18 protein-coding genes and 1 tRNA gene are annotated in these 19,910 nt (G+C 63.4%); 7 read left to right on the top strand and 12 right to left on the bottom strand.

Translation table 11 applies throughout. From position 1 onward, the window contains the following. Positions 1-81 precede the first annotated feature (81 nt). Positions 82-1,164 carry a citrate synthase/methylcitrate synthase gene (locus tag E8M79_RS11680; protein ID WP_137152064.1) on the top strand — a complete coding sequence of 361 codons (1,083 nt, stop codon included), beginning with the start codon at positions 82-84 and terminating at the stop codon, positions 1,162-1,164. Between the two features lie 93 nt (positions 1,165-1,257). Here the strand turns inward: E8M79_RS11680 and clpX are convergent, their stop codons facing one another. The 3 genes from clpX to E8M79_RS11695 all read right to left on the bottom strand — a co-directional run bounded on the left by clpX (position 1,258) and on the right by E8M79_RS11695 (position 3,903). Next, on the bottom strand, positions 1,258-2,535 hold the full coding sequence (clpX, locus tag E8M79_RS11685) for an ATP-dependent Clp protease ATP-binding subunit ClpX (RefSeq protein ID WP_137152065.1): 1,278 nt from the start codon (positions 2,533-2,535) through the stop codon (positions 1,258-1,260). Positions 2,536-2,707: 172 nt separating this feature from the next. Further along, a complete protein-coding gene (locus E8M79_RS11690; protein WP_137152066.1) occupies positions 2,708-3,337 on the bottom strand; it encodes an ATP-dependent Clp protease proteolytic subunit in 630 nt (209 codons plus the stop codon). 215 nt (positions 3,338-3,552) lie between these two features. Further along, the gene (locus tag E8M79_RS11695; RefSeq protein ID WP_137152067.1) at positions 3,553-3,903 is read right to left on the bottom strand and encodes a helix-turn-helix domain-containing protein; all 351 of its coding nucleotides are present in this window, start codon (positions 3,901-3,903) and stop codon (positions 3,553-3,555) included. 83 nt (positions 3,904-3,986) lie between these two features. Here E8M79_RS11695 and E8M79_RS11700 point away from each other — a divergent pair, with 83 nt between their 5' ends. Next, positions 3,987-4,373: a hypothetical protein gene (locus E8M79_RS11700; RefSeq protein ID WP_137152068.1), complete on the top strand. Its 387-nt coding sequence runs from the start codon at positions 3,987-3,989 to the stop codon at positions 4,371-4,373. Here E8M79_RS11700 and E8M79_RS11705 read toward each other — a convergent pair. Together E8M79_RS11705 and E8M79_RS11710 are read right to left on the bottom strand one after the other, a co-directional pair. Then, positions 4,370-4,600 carry a hypothetical protein gene (locus E8M79_RS11705; protein WP_137152069.1) on the bottom strand — a complete coding sequence of 77 codons (231 nt, stop codon included), beginning with the start codon at positions 4,598-4,600 and terminating at the stop codon, positions 4,370-4,372. The genes E8M79_RS11700 and E8M79_RS11705 overlap by 4 nt on opposite strands. A 132-nt stretch (positions 4,601-4,732) precedes the next feature. After that, a complete protein-coding gene (locus E8M79_RS11710; RefSeq protein WP_137152070.1) occupies positions 4,733-5,131 on the bottom strand; it encodes a YciI family protein in 399 nt (132 codons plus the stop codon). A gap of 151 nt (positions 5,132-5,282) precedes the next feature. Here E8M79_RS11710 and E8M79_RS11715 point away from each other — a divergent pair, with 151 nt between their 5' ends. After that, complete coding sequence (locus E8M79_RS11715) at positions 5,283-6,539, top strand: cytochrome P450 (RefSeq protein ID WP_137152071.1); 1,257 nt, start codon at positions 5,283-5,285, stop codon at positions 6,537-6,539. On the opposite strand, the gene E8M79_RS11720 is transcribed toward E8M79_RS11715, so the two are convergent. From E8M79_RS11720 to E8M79_RS11730, 3 genes are all read right to left on the bottom strand, one after another. After that, positions 6,536-8,008: an NAD(P)H-hydrate dehydratase gene (locus E8M79_RS11720; RefSeq protein WP_137152072.1), complete on the bottom strand. Its 1,473-nt coding sequence runs from the start codon at positions 8,006-8,008 to the stop codon at positions 6,536-6,538. The two genes, E8M79_RS11715 and E8M79_RS11720, sit on opposite strands and share 4 nt — an antisense overlap. An 89-nt stretch (positions 8,009-8,097) precedes the next feature. Continuing rightward, positions 8,098-9,477: a trigger factor gene (gene tig / locus E8M79_RS11725; RefSeq protein ID WP_137152073.1), complete on the bottom strand. Its 1,380-nt coding sequence runs from the start codon at positions 9,475-9,477 to the stop codon at positions 8,098-8,100. A 45-nt stretch (positions 9,478-9,522) separates the two neighbouring features. Continuing rightward, positions 9,523-9,607, bottom strand: a tRNA-Leu gene (locus E8M79_RS11730). 375 nt (positions 9,608-9,982) lie between these two features. Here E8M79_RS11730 and E8M79_RS11735 point away from each other — a divergent pair. Beyond that, the gene (locus E8M79_RS11735) at positions 9,983-10,321 is read left to right on the top strand and encodes a P-II family nitrogen regulator (protein ID WP_137152074.1); all 339 of its coding nucleotides are present in this window, start codon (positions 9,983-9,985) and stop codon (positions 10,319-10,321) included. A 67-nt stretch (positions 10,322-10,388) separates the two neighbouring features. Continuing rightward, positions 10,389-11,798 carry a type I glutamate--ammonia ligase gene (gene glnA, locus E8M79_RS11740; protein ID WP_137152075.1) on the top strand — a complete coding sequence of 470 codons (1,410 nt, stop codon included), beginning with the start codon at positions 10,389-10,391 and terminating at the stop codon, positions 11,796-11,798. A 94-nt stretch (positions 11,799-11,892) separates the two neighbouring features. On the opposite strand, the gene E8M79_RS11745 is transcribed toward glnA, so the two are convergent. The 4 genes from E8M79_RS11745 to E8M79_RS11760 form a co-directional block, all read right to left on the bottom strand. Next, complete coding sequence (locus E8M79_RS11745; RefSeq protein ID WP_137152076.1) at positions 11,893-12,588, bottom strand: hypothetical protein; 696 nt, start codon at positions 12,586-12,588, stop codon at positions 11,893-11,895. 134 nt (positions 12,589-12,722) lie between these two features. Next, complete coding sequence (locus tag E8M79_RS11750; RefSeq protein WP_137152077.1) at positions 12,723-14,243, bottom strand: ATP-binding cassette domain-containing protein; 1,521 nt, start codon at positions 14,241-14,243, stop codon at positions 12,723-12,725. A gap of 569 nt (positions 14,244-14,812) precedes the next feature. Continuing rightward, positions 14,813-15,130, bottom strand: a complete 318-nt coding sequence (locus E8M79_RS11755) for a hypothetical protein (RefSeq protein ID WP_137152078.1) — start codon at positions 15,128-15,130, stop codon at positions 14,813-14,815. Positions 15,131-15,160: 30 nt separating this feature from the next. Then, positions 15,161-15,649 (bottom strand): hypothetical protein, encoded by a 489-nt coding sequence (locus E8M79_RS11760; RefSeq protein WP_137152079.1) that lies wholly within the window; start codon positions 15,647-15,649, stop codon positions 15,161-15,163. 212 nt (positions 15,650-15,861) lie between these two features. On the opposite strand from E8M79_RS11760, the gene parE reads away from it, so the two are divergent. Both parE and E8M79_RS11770 read left to right on the top strand, forming a co-directional pair. Beyond that, positions 15,862-17,874 (top strand): DNA topoisomerase IV subunit B, encoded by a 2,013-nt coding sequence (gene parE, locus E8M79_RS11765; RefSeq protein ID WP_137152080.1) that lies wholly within the window; start codon positions 15,862-15,864, stop codon positions 17,872-17,874. A 336-nt stretch (positions 17,875-18,210) separates the two neighbouring features. After that, positions 18,211-19,791: a DEAD/DEAH box helicase gene (locus E8M79_RS11770; RefSeq protein WP_248304979.1), complete on the top strand. Its 1,581-nt coding sequence runs from the start codon at positions 18,211-18,213 to the stop codon at positions 19,789-19,791. Positions 19,792-19,910: the final 119 nt, after the last annotated feature.

A 19,910-nucleotide genomic window follows, 5' to 3' on the forward strand; every position in this document is an offset into this window, starting at 1 on the left:
CGATACATTGATCCAATTGGTCAAGATTGACGTCAATGTAAATGCTCCTACTTTGCCGCGCAACAACCACAGGAGATGACCATGAACTCTGGTCTGGAAGATGTGATCGCCGCCCAGACGGTGCTGTCCGATGTTGACGGCAAGAACGGGCGCCTGATCGTGCGCGGCCGATCGCTGGACGAGCTGGTGAGCCGCAGCCGCTATGAGGATGTGCTGGCGCTGCTGTTTGGCGGCTTCTTCGCCGAGGCCGACGATCTGACACGGGCGCTGGGCCAGGCCCGCGTCGCCGTCTTTGCCCATGTCGCTGCCGCCGATTCTGCCCTGCTCGCCCTGCCGCCGGTCGATGCCATGCGGGCCCTGCTGGCCCGGCTGGGCGACGGCGAGGACCGCGATACCGCTCTGCAACTGGTGGCCGGCCCCGCCGTGTTCACCACGGCCCTCCTGCGCCTGCGGGCGGGCCAGGCGCCGCTGGCGCCCGATGCCAGCCTCACCCACGCCGCCGATACGCTGCGCATGCTGCATGGCGCCCTGCCCAGCCCGCAGCAGACCGCCGCGCTCGACCGCTATCTGGTCACGGTCGCTGACCATGGCCTCAACGCCTCGACCTTTGCCGCCCGCGTGGTCGCCTCCACCAAGGCCGGTCTCGCCTCATCCGTGCTGGCCGCGCTCAGTGCCCTCAAGGGCCCGCTGCATGGCGGGGCGCCCGGCCCGGTGCTCGACATGCTCGACGGTGTCGGCACGCCCGCCAATGCCCGCGCCTGGCTGGAAGCCGCGCTCGACGGCGGCGACCGGTTGATGGGCTTCGGCCACCGCGTCTATCGCGTGCGCGACCCGCGCGCCGATGCGCTCAAGGGCGCAGTGCGTCTCCTGGCCAGCTCGGGCGCCATCGATCCCAAGCGCCTGGCCCTGGCCGAAGCGGTCGAGGCCGCAGCCCTCGCCGTGCTGCGCGAACGCAAGCCCGAGCGGGCGCTGGACACCAATGTGGAGTTCTACACTGCGCTACTGCTCGAGGCCCTCGGCTTCCCGCGCGACGCCTTCACCTGCGTCTTTGCCATGGGCCGCACCGGCGGCTGGATCGCCCACGCCCGCGAACAGGCCGAAACCGGCCGCCTCATCCGCCCCATGTCGGTCTATATCGGCCCCCAGCCGCAACAGGCCGCCTGACGCGGCCCTCGCGGCGGTTGACTATCAGATCCCCCAAAAACAAAAACGCCGGACCCAAGGGCCCGGCGCTTTCAATTCAATCCGACGAAAACCTTATGCCCCGGCGGGCAGGTCTTCCTTTTTGCGTTCCGAATAGATGTACAGCGGACGCACGTCCTTGCCATTCACCACTTCGGCCGAGATCACCACCTCTTCCACGCCTTCGAGCGATGGCAGGTCATACATGGTGTCGAGCAGGATGCCTTCCATGATCGACCGCAGGCCGCGGGCGCCGGTCTTGCGCTCGATGGCCTTTTCCGCGATCGCCTTGAGGGCGTCTTCGTGGAACGTCAGCTCGACCTCTTCCATCTGGAACAGTCGCTGGTACTGGCGCACCAGGGCGTTCTTCGGAGACGTCAGGATTTCGATCAGCGCTGCAATGTCCAGGTCTTCCAGCGTCGCCAGCACAGGCAGGCGGCCGATGAATTCCGGAATCAGGCCGAAACGCACCAGGTCCTCGGGCGCCACATCGGCCAGGATCTGGCCCACGCGACGGTCGTTGGGGTCCTTGACGGTGGCGCCAAAGCCGATGCCCGAGCCTTCGCCACGGGCCGAGATGATCTTTTCCAGACCAGCAAAGGCGCCGCCGCAGATGAACAGGATATTGGTCGTGTCCACCTGCAGGAACTCCTGCTGCGGATGCTTGCGGCCGCCCTGGGGCGGAACGGAAGCCACGGTGCCTTCCATGATCTTGAGCAGGGCCTGCTGCACGCCTTCGCCCGAAACGTCACGGGTGATCGACGGGTTGTCGGACTTGCGGCTGATCTTGTCGACTTCGTCGATATAGACGATGCCGCGCTGGGCCTTCTCGACATTGTAGTCGGCGGCCTGCAGCAGCTTGAGGATGATGTTTTCCACGTCCTCACCGACATAGCCGGCTTCGGTCAGCGTGGTGGCATCAGCCATGGTGAACGGCACATCCAGAATGCGCGCCAGCGTCTGGGCCAGCAGCGTCTTGCCCGAACCGGTCGGCCCGATCAGCAGGATGTTGGACTTGCTCAGCTCCACATCCTGGTTCTTGGTCGCGTGGTGCAGACGCTTGTAGTGGTTGTGGACGGCCACGGAGAGCACGCGCTTGGCGCGGAACTGGCCGATGACGTAGTCGTCGAGCACCTTGCAGATATCGGCAGGTGTCGGCACGCCATCGGAGGACTTGACCATTGAGGTCTTGTTCTCTTCGCGGATGATGTCCATGCACAGCTCGACGCATTCATCACAGATGAAGACGGTCGGGCCGGCGATCAGCTTGCGAACCTCATGCTGGGATTTCCCGCAGAACGAGCAATAAAGCGTGTTCTTTGAGGTTTCGCCGTTCGTTGTCTCTTTGGACATCCTGTTACTCCCGGAGGCAGAGCGCCTCCAAAACCAAGCCATTCCCTGACGGTATCGCTTGAGCCTAAAGAAAGTCTAAGCCGAACCGATCCTAAAGATCGATCCGGCTCGGTGCAATCGCGCAGGGATCACAGTCCACGGCGCGTCAGCAATGTGCTTAACGCGGGCCCAATCAGCTCGCGGTCTCCGGAACGACGCGCTTGTCCCACACGTTGTCGATCAGGCCAAAGGTCTTGGCTTCCTCGGGCGACAGGAAGCGATCGCGCTCGAGAGCGTTCTCGATTTCCTCGTAGGTGCGGCCGGTGTGCTTCTCATAGATCTGATTAAGACGGCGCTTCAAACCCTCGACTTCCTTGGCATGAATCAGGATATCGGTGACCTGACCCTGGAAGCCGCCGGACGGCTGGTGCACCATCACGCGGGCGTTGGGCAGCGCGGTGCGCATGCCGGCTTCGCCGGCTGCCAGCAGCAGCGAACCCATCGAGGCCGCCTGCCCCATCACCATGGTGGCGACCGGTGCGCGGATGAACTGCATGGTGTCGTAGATCGACAGGCCCGCCGTCACAACACCGCCAGGCGAGTTGATGTACAGCGAGATTTCCTTTTTCGGATTCTCTGATTCGAGGAACAGCAGCTGCGCCACGATCAGCGAGGCCATGTTGTCCTCGACAACGCTGGTCACAAAAATGATGCGCTCGCGCAGCAGGCGCGAATAGATGTCGAAGGCACGCTCGCCACGGTTGGATTGCTCCACCACCATGGGAACGAGGGTGTTCATATAAGTATCGTGCGGATCCCGCATGGAATGCCCCTTTGCTGTGCCAGGTCGCGGACCGGGCGAGCGGTGTCGTTGTTTGGGACACGATCAGTGACCGGGGCGAGTGCCCGGACCAGCGCAATCATGTCGAATTCGAATCAGCGGTACTGGCCGATTGCAGACCATGCCGCCTTAACGCGCGGTAAAAGCACAGATAGGCGGCAATCGCCCCCGCTTCAATAGGGGCAACGTCACGGTGATCATTCTCCATGCGTGGGGTTAATTGCCCGTTGCTGCAACTGAACGCCAAACTGGGCCATCGCCGCAATCACCGGCTCCACCGAATGCCCGAGCGCTGTCAGCGTGTACTCCGTCTTGGGTGGAACGGTTGGATAGATGGTCTTTGCAATCAATCCGCGAGCTTCCAGATCGTGCAGCCGCGTCGCCAGCATGCGCGGGCTGATCCCCGCGATAGCGCGCTGCAACTGGCTGTACCGCTTGGTACCACCGAGCAACTCGCGGAAGATCAATGTCGTCCATTTGCCGTCAAGAACACCGGCGGCTTCCGCAACCGGGCAATCGGAGGCGCAGTCGGCTTTCGGATCCAGCATTTTGCGCTATACTTTTTGTAACTACTTACTTTTATATAGCTAGCAATCTAGCCTTCGGCAATCAACGACCGAAAGGCACAACAATGACCTATCTCCGCATCGTCCTGCTGCTTATTGCAGTCTCACAGCTCGCCCTTGGCCTGCTGACCCTGCTCGCACCCGGATATTTCATCCAGGCCATGGGCCTCAACGCTGTGCCCGCATACGGATTCTACCTGATCGGCATGCTCGCCGCGCGCTTCCTGGCGTTTGGCGTTGTGCTGGTCGTGCTGGCCCGACGCCAGCAGGTTGATCCTCTCTGGCTGCAGGCCATGGGGGGCATCCAATTGGTCGATCTGGGCGTAGGCCTCTACTATACGGCAACGGGCGTTCTCCCGCTGAGCGTATCGGCCTTCCCCATGTTCAATGCCGTGCTGTTCAGTGGACTGCTGCTGCGCGCTATGCGGCGCCAGCAGCTGGCAACGGTCTAGGCCGTGAAGCCGACCGTCACGCCCTTCTTCTTGAAATAGGACTGCATGATCTTGCGGCCCTGGCGATTGGGCTGGGCCAACTTGCCCGGCTCGAACACGGCTTCGCTAACGCCTTCGCGCGCCATGGCCGCCTTGAGCGCAGCGATATGCAGGTCGATGTCTTCGTTGTTGTTCTTGATCGAGGCGTAGATCGCATCGATCGCCTGGGAAACGGTGATGTCGCTCATGGCAAGGTCCTTGGTCGTTTGGCCGCCTTCAAGACATGATTGCAGCCGCCTTGCCAAGCCCTTTTGACGGCAATGCGGCGGCGGCGCGCTGGCCTGACCGCCGTATGCCGGCTCCAAAATGGCGCCCTTGGCTTACCGCGCCTCGAAATCCGGCCGGGCAACCCCGGTTTCGCTGTGCCGATGCTCAACCATCAGCGGCCGGATTTCGACCCGGGCATAGGCCGCGATCGGGTCATCATCGAACAGCGCCACTGCCTCGGCCATATCGGCCGCCTCGATCAGCACAAAGCCGCCCACCATTTCCTTGGCTTCCGCAAAGGGACCGTCGAGGCGCTCCATCTTCATGCGGGTACGCCGGTCGATGTTGACGCTCTCCTCTGGCGCCATCAGCGGCGAGGCGATCAGCAAATGCCCGCCGTCCCGCAGCTTGTGGTCATGCGCAATGGTGGCGTCGTCGATGCGGGCCATCTCCTGCGGGCTGAGCCCGGCAAAGGCATCGGGTTCGAAATGCACGAGGCAAAGGAACTTCATGGTCGGGTCTCCGGTGTTGGACACGCTCCCGACGAACCGGCCCGCGCCCGATCGACTATTTCTGTGTGGCCAATTGCACGCCTTGCGCAACAGCAGTTGCAACGCCGCTTCCGGCCCCTATGGTATCAGAACCCTACCTGCTTGGACCACCATGGCCGCCATTCTCCAGATCAAGCCGATCACCGACGTTCCCGCCCAGCGCCGCGCCAGCGCCGACCCGCGCGACCCGGCCTTCTTCCAGAACCCCTATGGCTTTTATGCCGAGCGCCACGCCAGCGCGCCCAACTTCTATTGGGAACAGTATGGGCATTGGTGCTTTGCCGGCTTCAAGGAGGTCAACGCCCTGCTGCGCGACAAGCGCTTCGGCCGCGAGATTCTGCACGTGGCGACGCGTGAGGAAATCGGCCTGCCCGAACCCAAGGCGCACACCGCTGCCTTTGACCTGACCGAGAAGCACTCCCTGCTCAATCTTGAGCCGCCAGCCCATACGCGCCTGCGCACCCTGGTCAACCGCGCCTTTGTGTCCCGCCATGTCGAGCAGTTGCGCCCGCGCATCGTCAAGCTGGCCAACGAGGTCATCGACGGCTTCGAGGGCGAGGCCAGCGTTGACCTCATCAAGGCCTTTGCCGCGCCCATCCCGGCCATCATCATCGCTGAAATGATCGGCCTGCCAGCCGAGAGCGCGCCGCAACTGCTTGCCTGGTCCAATCGCATGGTGGCCATGTATATGTTCGGGGTCAGCCATGAGACCGAACTGGACGCCAACCAGGCCTCGCAGGATTTCATGGACTATCTGGCCGCGATTATCGCCGAGCGCCGCAAGCAGCCGCGCGAAGACCTGCTCAGCCACATGCTGACCTCAGACCGCGGCGGTGACCGGCTCAGTGACGACGAGGTCATGTCCACCGCCATCCTGCTGCTCAATGCCGGCCATGAGGCCACCGTCCATACTACCGGCAATGGGGTCAAATCGATCCTGGAAAGCGGTATCGATCCGGTTACGCTTTTCAGCTCCCCCGAGCAGACTGAGGCGACAGTGGAAGAATGCCTGCGCTTTGATGCGCCGCTGCACCTGTTCACCCGCTATGCCCTGAGCGATCTCGAATTTGAGGGCATTCATCTGCGCAAGGGCGATGTCGTCGGCCTGATGCTGGGCGCCGCCAATCGCGACCCAGCCCGCTTTGCCAATGCCGACCGCTTCGATCCCTTCCGCACGGACGGCCTCAATGTCAGCTTCGGCGCCGGCATCCACTTCTGCATCGGTGCGCCGCTGGCCCGCATCGAGCTCCAGGTAGCGCTCAGCGAACTCTTCCGTCGCCTGCCCAGGCTGCGCCTCGCCGAAGCCCCACGCTACAACGACGTCTACCACTTCCACGGGCTGGAAAAGCTGATGGTGCGCTGGGACTAAAGGCTCGCCAGCACGCCGGGCACCAGAAGCGGCAGGTCTTCACTGATCAGCCCCGGGCCGCCAAAGCGATTGGCGGCCTCGGCATGGATCCATACACCAGCGCAGGCGGCTTCCCAGCCCTCCATGCCCTGCCCCATCAATCCGGCAATCATGCCGGCCAGCACATCGCCCGAACCGGCCGTCCCCAGCCAGGCCGGCGCATTGGCATTGATGGCAGCACGCCCATCGGGGCTGGCAATCACCGTATCGCTGCCCTTGAGCACCACAATGGCGCCGCTCTGAGCTGCGGCGGCGCGGGCGCGCTCCAGCTTGCTACCCGCCACCATGCCGAACAGCCGCTCGAACTCGCCCTCATGCGGGGTGATCACCACCGGCTGCTCGGCCGCCTTCACGGCAGCAAAAAACACCTCGGCAGAACCGGCAAAGCTGGTGAGCCCATCAGCATCCACCACCGCCGCTGCACCCGATTCGAGTACGCTGAGCACCGCTGCGCGCGTCTGCTCGCCGATGCCGGCCGCCGGCCCGATCACCACCGCGGTGATGCGGCTGTCGCTGAGCAAGTCCACCAGATCCTCGGGCGCCTCGACGGGCTTGAGCATGACGGCCGTCACATGGGCCGCGTGCACCAGCAGAGCCTCTTCCGAGCCGGCCAGCGACACCAGCCCCGCCCCGACGCGGAAGGCCCCCATGGCCGCCAGCCGCGCGGCGCCGGTCTGCAGCGCCCCGCCAGAGACGACAATGCAATGGCCACGGTGGAATTTGTTGCCGCCCGTCTCGGCCGCGGGCAGCGTCCACAGGCTCGCGCTATTCTGCCAGGCGCTGGCGCCGATAGTCTCGAGCACCTCCTGGCCGATGCCGATATCGGCCAGCACCACCTCGCCGCAGAGGTCGCGACCCGGCTGCAGCAGATGGCCGGGCTTGAGGCGGAAAAAGGTCACCGTCATTTCGGCGATCATGGCCACGCCGCGCGGCTGGCCCAGTGCCCCGTCCAGCCCGCTGGGCACATCGATGGCGACGACCGGCCGTGTGCTGGCGTTCACCGCCGCAATGATCTCGGCCATCTCCCCGTCGACGTCGCGGTCGAGCCCGGCGCCCAGCAGCGCATCGATCACCAGATCGGCGTCCTCGATGTCCTGCAGGCTCGGCGCCACCACGCGGCCGCTCCACTGCGCCGCCATGGCCGCGGCATCGCCCTTGAGCGCGCTCATCTCGCCCACCAGGCGCACCTGCACCGGCCAGCCCTTGTCCTTGAGCAGCCGCGCCACCACAAAGCCGTCGCCGCCATTATTGCCCGGCCCACACAGCACCAGTACCGAGCGCTGGTAATAGCGCTCGATCACCGCCTCGGCGACGGCCTTGCCGGCTGCCTCCATCAGCTTGAGCCCGCGCGTGCCCGCCTCCATGGCCAGGCGGTCGGCCTGGGCCATCTGCTGGGGCGTGAGGAGAATGTCGATGCTGGTGGGGGCCATGAAAACTCGCAATGGAAACAGAATGCCAGGGACTAGAAACGAAAAAGCCGCCCAATTCTGGGCGGCTTCCTATTCAAAGGCGAGACATCTTAGTGGTGATGCTCTTCGGGAACCTCGTCCTCGTCGGCCTGGATGAGCTTGGCGAGTTCTTCGCGGCCCATGGCCTTCTCGGTGATCTTGCCCTGGTCGATGACAAAGTCGACGACCTTGTTCTCGAACACCGGCGCGCGCAGGCCAGCCAGGGCCTGGGGGTTCTTGCGGTAATAGTCGTAAACCTGCTGTTCCTGGCCCGGGAAGCGGCGGACCTCGGCGATCAGCGCCTGCTGATGCTCTTCCTCGGTCACGTTGACTTCGTTCTGGTTGCCGATCTCGGCAACAACCAGGCCCAGGCGGACGCGGCGCTCGGCGATCGAGCGATACTGCTCGCGCGCAGCTTCCTCGGTGGTGCCTTCGTCTTCGAACGAGCGGCCATGGCTCTGCACTTCATGCTCGACGCGCTGCCAGATCGTGGCGAACTCGGCCTCGACCAGCTGGGCGGGTACGTCGAACTTGTGGCCATCGTCCAGGGCATCGAGGACCTGGCGCTTCATGTGCTGGCGGCTCATGGAGCCAAGAGCGGCTTCCATCTGGGCCTTGACGGCGTCGCGCATGGCCTGGACGTTCTCGACGCCGAGGCGCTGGGCGAATTCATCATCCAGTTCGCCGGCATTGGGGCCGTCGATATGCAGCACGGTCACGTCGAACGTGGCTTCCTTACCGGCCAGCTCGGCGTTCTGGTAATCCTTGGGGAAGGTCACCTTCACTTCGCGCGGCTCACCCTTCTTCATGCCAACCAGCTGCTCTTCGAAGCCGGGGATGAATTCACCCGAGCCAACGGTCAGGTGGGCATGGTCGGAGGTGCCGCCATCAAAGGCCACGCCGTCGATCTTGCCGACAAACGACAGACCCAGGCGATCGCCATTTTCGACCACGGCGCCATCGCCCTTGTCGGTGTAGCCGCGGTTCTGGGCGAACACGCGGTTCACTTCAGCGGTGACTTCGTCCTCGGTGATGGCCACGACCGGCTTGGTCAGCGGCACGCCCTTGAGGTCCATCAGCGCGACGGGGGGCAGAACTTCATATTCGACTTCAAAAGCCAGGTCAGCCTTGCCGTCGAGCACGTCGTTGATCACGGCCTGATCGTCGGGCAGGTCAACCTTGGGCTGGGCGGCAGCGCGCTCGCTGCGGCTATCCAGCGTCTCGGAGACGGTGGAATTGATCGCGTCGGTCATCACTTCGGACATCGCCGAGCGGCCGAACATCTTCTTGATGTGCGCCAGCGGAACCTTGCCGGGACGGAAGCCCTTGATGTTGGCCTGGCCCTTGAGCTCTTCGAGCTTGGCGCTCAGGCGCGTATTGAGGTCGGCGGCCGGAATGGTGACGCTCAACTTGCGCTTCAGGCCTTCATTGAGGGTTTCGGTAACCTGCATTCGGTTCAATCCCGTATTCATTGATCAGGGGGCCAGGGCCCAGTGTGGTGCGGGTGAGAGGACTCGAACCTCCACGCCTTGCGGCGCTGGAACCTAAATCCAGTGCGTCTACCAGTTCCGCCACACCCGCAGGGGACCCGTTGGCCGGGTTGGCGTTGCATCTATATGAAGACGGAAAGCCAGTCAAAGCCTTGCTGAGCGATTTGCGCCGAATGCCCCTGCCCTTTCGCAACCGCTTTGGGCGCGGATTAATCTGCCCCTGCACAGCTCTGCACAATGTAACGGCGAAACTGCCGCGCAGGGCGGGACTGAGATCAGTGTTTTGCCTAATTTGAACGCAGTTTGCCTATTAAATGATCATCGGCCGCCCGATACAGTCGGACCCCGCCTCGGGCAACTACCGCTAACGCGTTGAAAGAAAAAGGCAATTACGCCGCCAATTCAGCTGGCACAGGCCGTGCATACCCGTTTGCGGTATGTGTGCAGATAGACCCGGGAGGCTCAAATGAAGAAAATCGAGGCTATCGTAAAGCCGTTCAAGCTCGACGAAGTCAAAGAAGCACTGCAGGAAGTCGGGCTCCAGGGCATCACCGTGACCGAAGCCAAAGGCTTTGGACGCCAGAAGGGCCATACCGAACTCTATCGCGGCGCGGAATATGTCGTGGATTTCCTGCCCAAGGTGAAGGTCGAGGTTGTGTGCCCCGACGCCCTGGCAGAAAAGGCCATTGAGGCCATTCGCAGCGCCGCGCAAACCGGTCGCATTGGCGATGGCAAGATCTTCGTTTACTCGATCGAGCAGGCCATCCGCATCCGTACTGGAGAATTCGGCGACGACGCACTCTAGGGTATATGACCCAGGCGTCCCGCCGTTCCGACCAACAAGCATTCCGAATTAGACAGGGGAAGACCTCATGACCACCGGAGCCGATATCGTTCAGCGCATGAAGGACGAGAACATCAAGTATCTCGACGTGCGCTTCACCGATCTGCGCGGCAAGCTGCAGCACGTCACCATGGACGCGTCCGTGGTCGATGCCGACATGTTTGAGGAAGGCGTCATGTTTGACGGTTCCTCCATCGCCGGCTGGAAGGCCATCAACGAGTCCGACATGGTGCTGATGCCCGATCCGAACTCGGCCTATATCGACCCCTTCTTCTCGGCCTCGACCCTCGCGATCAACTGCGACATTCTCGAGCCCGCCACCTACCAGCCCTACAACCGCGACCCGCGCTCGATCGCCAAGAAGGCTGAAGCCCTGGTCAAGTCGTCCGGCATCGGCGACGCGGTCGTGTTCGGCCCCGAGCCCGAATTCTTCATCTTCGACGACGTGAAGTATTCCAACACCACCTACAAGGTCGGTTTCTCGGTCGATCACTCCGAACTGCCGATCAACAACGACAGCGAGTACGAAGGCGGCAACAACGGCCACCACATCGGCCTCAAGAAGGGCTACTTCCCGGTTCCCCCGCTGGACAGCGCCCAGGACATGCGCGGCGAAATGCTCGAGGCCATGGGCCAGATGGGCGTCGTCATTGAAAAGCACCACCACGAAGTGGCGTCCGCCCAGCACGAGCTCGGCATCAAGTTCCAGCCGATGATCAAGTCGGCCGACGACGTGCTGATCTACAAGTATGTCATCCAGCAGGTCGCCAATGCCTATGGCAAGTCGGCAACCTTCATGCCCAAGCCCGTCTATGGCGACAATGGCTCGGGCATGCACTGCCACCAGTCGATCTGGAAGGACGGCAAGCCGCTGTTCGCCGGTGACCAGTATGCTGGCCTGTCGATGGACTGCCTGTACTACATCGGCGGCGTGATCAAGCATGCCAAGGCCATCAACGCCTTCACCAACCCGACCACCAACAGCTACAAGCGCCTGGTGCCCGGCTTCGAAGCCCCCGTGCTGCTGGCCTATTCGGCTCGCAACCGTTCGGCCTCCTGCCGTATCCCCTTCGGCCAGTCGCCGAAGGCCAAGCGCGTCGAAGTCCGCTTCCCCGATCCGCTGGCGAACCCCTACCTGGCGTTCACCGCGCTGCTGATGGCTGGCCTGGACGGCATCAAGAACAAGATCCACCCCGGCGATCCGATGGACAAGGACCTCTACGAGCTGCCCAAGGAAGAGCTCAAGGAAATCCCGACCGTTTGCGGTTCGCTGCGTGAAGCCCTGGAAAACCTCGACAAGAACCGCGAGTTCCTCAAAGTCGGCGGCGTCATGGACGACGATTTCATCGACAGCTACATCGAGCTCAAGATGCAGGAAGTGGTCAAGTTCGAGCACACCCCGCATCCGGTCGAATACGAAATGTACTACTCGGCCTAATCGCCTGGTATGAAACGACGAAAGGGCCCCGCAAGGGGCCCTTTCTGCATCTGGCGCTCCGTATATGACCCGCCAACTGGCCGGCGCAGCGTCCTCAGTCGCTGAAACCGATCAGATCGGCGAATTCGATAATGTCGTCGCCATCGGCAGTCCTGGGCGGCAGCACGGCCACCGCCAGCCGCCATTCCTGCGGCGATTCCAACAGGCTCTCGATATCGTCGACCGCCTGTGGTTCGGCGAAATGCACGGCAAAGCCGACATCGAACAGCCGCACCACGTCAGCCTCCACCTGCCCGACCATCACCCGCTCGCCCAGCTCCGGCTGCACCTGCGCCGACACGGCTGCGCCGCAGGCTGAATAATCCACCACCAGGCAGGGTAGCATCTCGCGATTGTTGCGGATCAGCACCGAGCGCGGCTCGGCCGGCATAAAGCGCTTTTCCGCCCGCTTGTCGGTCATCCCGGTCCACCGCCGATGCTGAAACTGCCCGATGCGCCTGGCCAGCGCTGCCTGAGCTTCTGCGGTCTGGTCCAGCACCACAACGAAGCCATCGGCCACATGCCGGGCGATATGGCCGCGCAGCGTGCCGAACGGCGCAAAGCGCAGGGTGATTGCATCGCCCACTGAGCCCGCCACCGGCGCCGCCGCGATCAGCGAGCGCTCCGAAATGGCGCGCAGCCGGCAGGCCAGGATATTGACCCCCGGGATTTGTGGTCGGTCGCCCAGCGTATAGCGGCCTGCAACGCTGCTGATGTAATGCAGCTGTTCGACAGTCGCGTCATGTGCCATGGCGGTCCTCCTCATCCAGTGACGCGGCCAAGGCTATGCCAATGCTGTAAACGCGGCATTTAACCTCTCGGTGCAAATGGTCCGACCTTGCAGCCGGACCATTCACCTCAAAAGCAGCCGTTTCACCGACCCCGCTAACCAGCCTCGCGCGCCATGGCGGCAAAAAAGGCCTCGGGGCTCGGCACTTCCTTGAGCCGCCGCCGCTCGATCTCGAAGAACCGGCTGCCCAGTCCGCGCACAAAGCTGCGGTCGTGGCTGACCAGGATCGAGGTGGCGCCGTGGCTGAGGATCTCGTCCTCGAGCTGCTCCTGCCCGACGATGTCGATGTGGTTGGTCGGTTCGTCGAGCAGATAGAGATTGGGTGCGCTCAGCCGCAGCGCCAATAGCCCCAGCCGCGCCCGTTGTCCGAACGATAGCTCGCGGATCGGCCGATCCTGCTTTTCCACCACAAAGCCGGCGCCGGCCAACAGGCTCTTGCTGCGCTGATCGCCCAGGTCAAAGCGGTCGGTGATATAGCCCAGCGGCGAGCTGGCATCGGGCAGATAGGCCATGGCCTGGTCGAGATAGCCGGCCACCACCTGCGGGCTGATGCGCAGCCCCTCGACAGTCGCCCCGGCCAGCGCCCGGCTGAGCAGGCCCATGAACTGCGACTTGCCGGCACCATTGCGCCCCAGAATGACAATGCGATCGCCCTGGAACACATGCAGCTTGTCGATGCGAAACAGCGGCTCGCCAACCGGCGTTTTCACCTCGACATTGTCCATCGCCAGCATCACCCGCGCTTGGGCGCCGCTGTTACTCAGGCGAATGTCGCCGCTGCGCTCCTTGTGCACCGACTGCAGCGATGCCTCGATCTTCTCGGCCCGCTCACGCAGATATTTTGACTTCACCACCAACAGGTCACTGCCCGAGTTGATCCCCACATTGGTCAGCTTGGCCGCTTGTTTGCGCAACCGGCTGACCTCCTTGAGCTCGCGCTCGCGTTTTGCTTCGGCCGCCTCGTCCGCCTCCGCCAGCGCCAGCCGGGCCTTGCTATAGGGCAAGGCATAGTAGGGCGAGGCGTCCGGGCGCAGGAACAGCGTGCGATTGGTGGTGGCGTCCAGGAACTGCCGGTCGTGGCTGGCGATCACCACCGGAATATTGCGCGCCGCCTGGTTGATCCAGGCTTCGAGCTGAAACAGCTTGGCCAGGTCCAGATGGTTGGTCGGCTCGTCCAGCAGCAGTGCATCGGGCTGCAGCACCCAGCAGCGGGCGATCAGCGCAATGCGCTGCCAGCCGCCGCTGAGCTGGCTCAGCACCCGTCCGCGCAGCGCCTCGGGCGTCTCGAACTCGTCCAGCACCACATCGACACGCCAGCTGTCGCTATCGCGGTCCGCCACCGGCAGCGCGTCGAGCACCGCATCATAGAGCGTCAGGCCCATGGCGCTGGCCGGCATGTCCTGCTCGACATAGCCCACGGTCAGCCCGCGCGAACGCACCAGCTCGCCCTGCGTCAGTTCGCCCTGCCCGGCCATGGCGCGCAGCAGCGTGGTCTTGCCGCGGCCATTGCCGGCCACCAGGCCCACACGGTCGCCGTCGCCGATGACGACATTGAGATTGGAAAAAAGCGTATCAGTGGCCACCAGGCCGGCATTGCGGAGGCTGATCGAACCCATGTCTTGTAACTTTCCGGAGCGGCGCCAGCAGGCGCCAAGAGACCATCAGAATGCGGTCAGGTGACCGCCACGACGGGCAAACCAGAAAGGGGGATAGCCAAAAGCGTCCGAACCAGCTCCGGTCAGCCCTGCATCACATGCTGCAGGGCATAAACAGGGCCACACTGACGATGATGCTCAAACACAATCATGCAGCCCTCCTGTGACTGGCGTTGACGATGGCACCAGCGATAGCCAAACGGGCCACGGAAATCAATCCGCAGCCAATCAGACCAGGTAAAACAAGGCGGACACCAGAAACACCGCAGTGCCACGCGGTACACAGAGCTTGGCCAGCCGGTACGCAATACCAGAGAACCCGGCTTGCGGCCAAACACCGAAGGAAACCGAACCAGCCGGATTCTGATACGCAGAACGAAGAGTCCGTTGGGTTCGCATACGGCAACTCCAGACAAAAACCGTATGTCCACTGATCTACCAGCCGGCGTTTAAGAAAGTGCTCCCAAGAAGCAAACGGAACGTAAATCAGGCGCCCGATCTTGGGACGACTTTGTCTCTATCCCAGTCCTTTAGCGAGCCCGGCGCAGCTTGCGCTGGCTCTCGATCTGCCCGGTGCAATAGTTGAAATCGAGCAGATAGACCCAGGCACCCTTGGTCGCCTGCACCTGCACATGCTTGCTATCGGGCACATTGAGCAGGATGTCGCTATAGCCACGGGCCGCCACCGCAGTGCGGATCTCGTGATCGTTCATGCAGCTCAGACGCTCGGCAAAGAAATCCGAACGCTCATCGCCAAACATGATGCCGAAACGCTGCGCCTGGGCCGGGGCAAGTGTGCCCAGGCCCAGGACAGCCGCCAAAACCAGTGCCGATGTCCATCGCATCATCACGTCCTCCTGGCAGCGTCAGCGCTGACCTCAGTTGCCGAAATTGAACTGGAAGCCGAATCCCGAACCATTGCCGAACTGGCCACCATGGTGACCACCGTGCTGGCCACCCTGGCCGGGGGCGCGACCGATGCGCTCGGGCGGGCTGACGCGGCCGGAGCACTTGTCCACCCGCATGGCATAGACGTAGCCGCGCTTGACGGCCTGCACATCCACCCGGTCACGCCGCAGCTCGCGCACCACCTGCACGTCGCGATAGCCGTAGCCGGCCACGCCACGCGCCACTTCGCGATTGGTCAGGCAGCGCAGATTATAGCCCCCGCCATTGTTCCAGCCGCCATTGTGGCCGCCATGATGACGGTCGCCAGCGCCATTGCTGCCGGCCTGCATCTGAATCGAGAACGACTGTGCGGCTGCCGGAACCACCGAAACGGCCGCCAGGCTCAGGCCAAGCGTAACCACGATGGCACGGGTCGCCGCGCCGAAAGCGGAACGGGTCTTGTTGTGAGAAATGGTCATGGGTAACTCCTGCTCTTTGGTGAGGCGTCGATAACCCCTTGCCCCATTAACTAGTCCGGCCGCCTTGAACCGGGAGCCAACCGCCCGTTCATCGGCGGTTCAGCTTTGTGGGGAAAGCGTAACCGCAGCGGTGCGGGAGCGGCGTGCCAGCGCCCGGCTCGTTTATGCTAGCGTTCGGAACGCCTGATTCGGGCGCGAGAGACGGAACGTGCATGTCGCAAGCAGAAGATCTATTCGGCGGCGCTGAACCAGCGCCCCAGCCTTCCGAGACACCCCGGGCATCGTCCAAGCCAGTCGCAACGACCGGCTCCTATTCGGCTGCCGACATCGAGGTGCTCGAAGGGCTCGAGCCGGTGCGCCGGCGCCCCGGCATGTATATCGGTGGCACCGACACCAATGCGCTGCACCATTTGTTTGCCGAAGTCATCGACAACTCCATGGACGAGGCCATCGCCGGCCACGCCACCCGCATCGAGGTGCATCTGGGCGCCGACGGCTTCATCACCGTGGTTGACAATGGTCGCGGCATCCCGGTGGAGAACCATCCCAAATTTCCCGGCCGCTCGACGCTCGAGATCGTCCACACCGTGCTCCATGCCGGCGGCAAGTTCGACTCCAAGGCCTATGAGACCTCCGGCGGCCTGCATGGCGTCGGCGTCTCGGTGGTCAATGCACTCTCTGACAGCATGATCGTGGAAGTGGCGCGCGAGCAGCAATTGCACCGCCTGGCCTTTTCGCGCGGCAAGCCGGTGGGCGAGATCGAGGCGCTCGGCCGCGTGCAGAACCGCCGTGGCACTAGCACGCGCTTCCATCCCGATCCGCAGATTTTTGGCGAGCACGCCCATTTCTCGGCCGGCCGCCTCTACCGCATGACGCGGGCCAAAGCCTATCTGTTTGCCGGCGTCGAGCTGCGCTGGAGCTGCGACGAATCCCTGGTCAGCGAAGAGGCGCCGGCCAAGGCCGTGTTCCACTATCCAAATGGCCTCAAGGACTTCATGACCGCCCGCATCGAGGGCGAAACCCGCATCGTGGACGAACTCTTTGCTGGCAGCTCCGGCAAGCCGGGCACGCATGGCGGCGTCGAATGGGCCGTGGCCTGGACGCTGGGCGATGGCGGCGTCTCATCCTATTGCAACACCGTGCCCACGCCCGATGGCGGCACCCATGAGGCGGGGCTGCGCAGCGCCCTGCTGCGCGGCCTCAAGAACTATGCCGAGCTGACCAAGAACAAGGCCGCGGCCATCCTCACCGCCGAGGATATCTTCGCCCATTGCAATGCCATGCTCTCGGTCTTCGTGCGCGAGCCGGAATTCGTCGGCCAGACCAAGGACAAGCTGGCCTCCGGCGAAGCCACCCGCATCGTCGACACCGCGCTGCGCGACGCCTTCGACCATTGGCTGGCGGCGTCACCCAACCAAGCCGGCAAGCTGCTCGACTGGGCCGTGGAACGCGCCGAGGAACGCCTGCGCCGCCGCAAGGAAAAGGAAATCGATCGCGCCAGCGCCACGCGCAAGCTGCGCCTGCCCGGCAAGCTGGCCGATTGCACCCAGACGGCCGCCCAGGGCGCGGAACTGTTCATCGTCGAGGGCGACTCGGCCGGTGGCAGCGCCAAGCAGGCCCGCAGCCGCGCCAGCCAGGCTGTGCTGCCGCTACGCGGCAAGATCCTCAATGTCGCCGGCGCCACCCGTGACAAGATGGCCGCCAACCAGCTGATCTCGGACATGATCCAGGCACTGGGCTGCGGCACGCGTGACCGCTATCGCGACGAGGACCTGCGCTACGACAAGATCATCATCATGACCGATGCTGACGTGGACGGCGCCCATATCGCCTCGCTGCTCATCACCTTCTTCTTCCAGGAAATGCCCAAGCTGATCGACAACGGTCATCTGTTCCTGGCCATGCCGCCGCTCTACCGCATCACCCAAGGCGGCAAGACGCTCTATGCCCGGGACGACGCCCATCGTGTCGAGCTGATGGCCAGCGAATTCACCGGCAAGGGCAAGGTGGACATCACCCGATTCAAAGGCCTGGGCGAAATGCCCTTCGCGCATCTGCGCGAGACCACCATGTCGCCCAAGAGCCGGACACTGCTGCAGGTCAAGGTGCGCGATGATCTTGATGCCACACGGATTACTGTCGACCGGCTGATGGGTACAAAGCCCGAAGCGCGCTTTGAATTTATTCAGGAGAATGCCGCCTTCGTCACCGACCTCGACATCTAGCCGCGCCTGCGCCGATTTCTTGGGTCGGCGCAGCGGCCACAATTAAGGCTAAACAACGCAACCCCGTTGACAGACAAGGCCTTTGCGCTATGGTCCGCGCCGCTGGAGCATTTTTTGCTTGACGGTCTGTCACCTGACAACGCCCGCCTTAGCCAATGTGCCTCAGGGCCACTCCGTCGTCTCTGCACTCGCTGCATCCCGTCCGGTGGCCACCCCAGTTGTGTACGCAAGTCGCGTCTCCGTGGGCTGCACCACGACTGAACACCCCGGCGCACCGTTCGAATGTCTCGAACTGGAATTGGCCCCGGGCTACGCCTCTCACGTGGATTACAGAATTTGACTGATGAATTTTCCGGGCTGGGTCTGTCCACCAAGGTAGCCGATGCGGTTGCCGCCGCAGGCTATACCAAGCCGACCGAAATCCAGGCCCAGGCCATCCCGCACGTCCTTGAGAAGAAGGACGTCATCGGCATTGCCCAGACAGGCACCGGCAAGACGGCCAGCTTCGTGCTGCCCATGCTGACGCTGCTGGAAAACGGCCGCGCCCGCGCCCGCATGCCGCGCACGCTCATTCTTGAGCCGACGCGCGAACTGGCCGCGCAGGTCAGCGAAAACTTCGAAAAATACGGCAAGAACCACCGCCTCACCATGGCGCTGATCATCGGCGGCGTGAGCTTTGAGGATCAGAATAAGAAACTCGATCGCGGCGTCGACGTGCTGATCGCCACCCCCGGCCGCCTGCTCGACCAGATCGAGCGCGGCAAGATCATGCTCAATGGCGTCGAGATCCTCGTCATCGACGAAGCCGACCGCATGCTCGACATGGGCTTCATCGACGACATCGAAAAGATCGTCAATCGCTTGCCGCCCCGCCGCCAGACCCTGCTGTTCTCGGCGACCATGGACGCCCAGATCGAAAAGCTCACCAAGAAGTTCCTCAAGGAACCGGTGCATGTCCAGGTCTCGCGTGCCGCCTCGACCGCCGACACCATCGACCAGAAGCTGGTCAAGGTCGGCGCCAAGCCCGAGGAAAAGCGCGAAATGCTGCGCGAGCTGATTGCGGCGGCTGACGGGCTGACCAACGCCATCATCTTCTGCAATCGCAAGCGCGACGTGGCCACGCTTGCCCGTTCGCTCGAACGCCACGGCCTGTCGGTCGGAGGCCTGCATGGCGACATGGACCAGAAGAGCCGCACCGAGACGCTCGATGCCTTCAAGAACAACCGGCTGACCCTGCTGGTCGCCAGTGACGTGGCGGCCCGCGGCCTCGATATCCCGGCCGTGAGCCATGTGTTCAACTTCGACGTGCCCGTGCATGCCGAGGACTATGTGCATCGCATCGGCCGCACCGGCCGCGCCGGTCGCTCTGGCGCCGCCTATACCTTTGTCGCCCCCAGCGACAGCAAGCATCTCGACGCCATCCTCAAGCTGATCCAGAAGCCCATCGACTGGCTCGAACTCAAGGGCCGCAGGTCGGCTCCCGAGACGGCTTCGGTGGAAGCCAGCCAAGACAGTGGCGAAGAGCGCCCTGCCCGTCCGGCCCGCAGCCGTCGTGGCGGTCCGCGCACCCGCGCTGCCGCCGAGGCATCGGCCCAGGCTGCACCGGCGCAGGAAAGTGCGACGACCGGCAACCCGACCGCTGGCGCCGCCAGCGAACGGCCGCAGAGCCGTCGTCGTCCGGCTGCGGCCAAGGCCGAGCGTCCCGCGCCGGTCGCTGCCGCCGTCGAGCCTATTGTCGAGCCGGTGGAGACCGCCGAAATCGCTCCCGTGCGCAGCGAATCGCGGCCGCAGCGGGGTCGCAACCGCCGCCCCGCAGAGACCCGCGAGTCGGAAACCAATAGTGATGACAAGTCACCATTCGGCAGCGAGGGACCGATTCCGGCTTTCCTGTTGCGCCCCACGAGGATAACGCCCTAGTGATCGACGTAATTACTGTGTAAGCAGCGCTTTATTGCTGCTGGGCAGTTGTGTTCATTTACCTGTGACATGTAGTTTGGCTCACCGGAATCGCAGACGGCAGGAGGCCCATGCGATTC

Source organism: Devosia sp. FKR38, from assembly GCF_005222805.1.
Classification (GTDB): Bacteria; Pseudomonadota; Alphaproteobacteria; order Rhizobiales; family Devosiaceae; genus Devosia.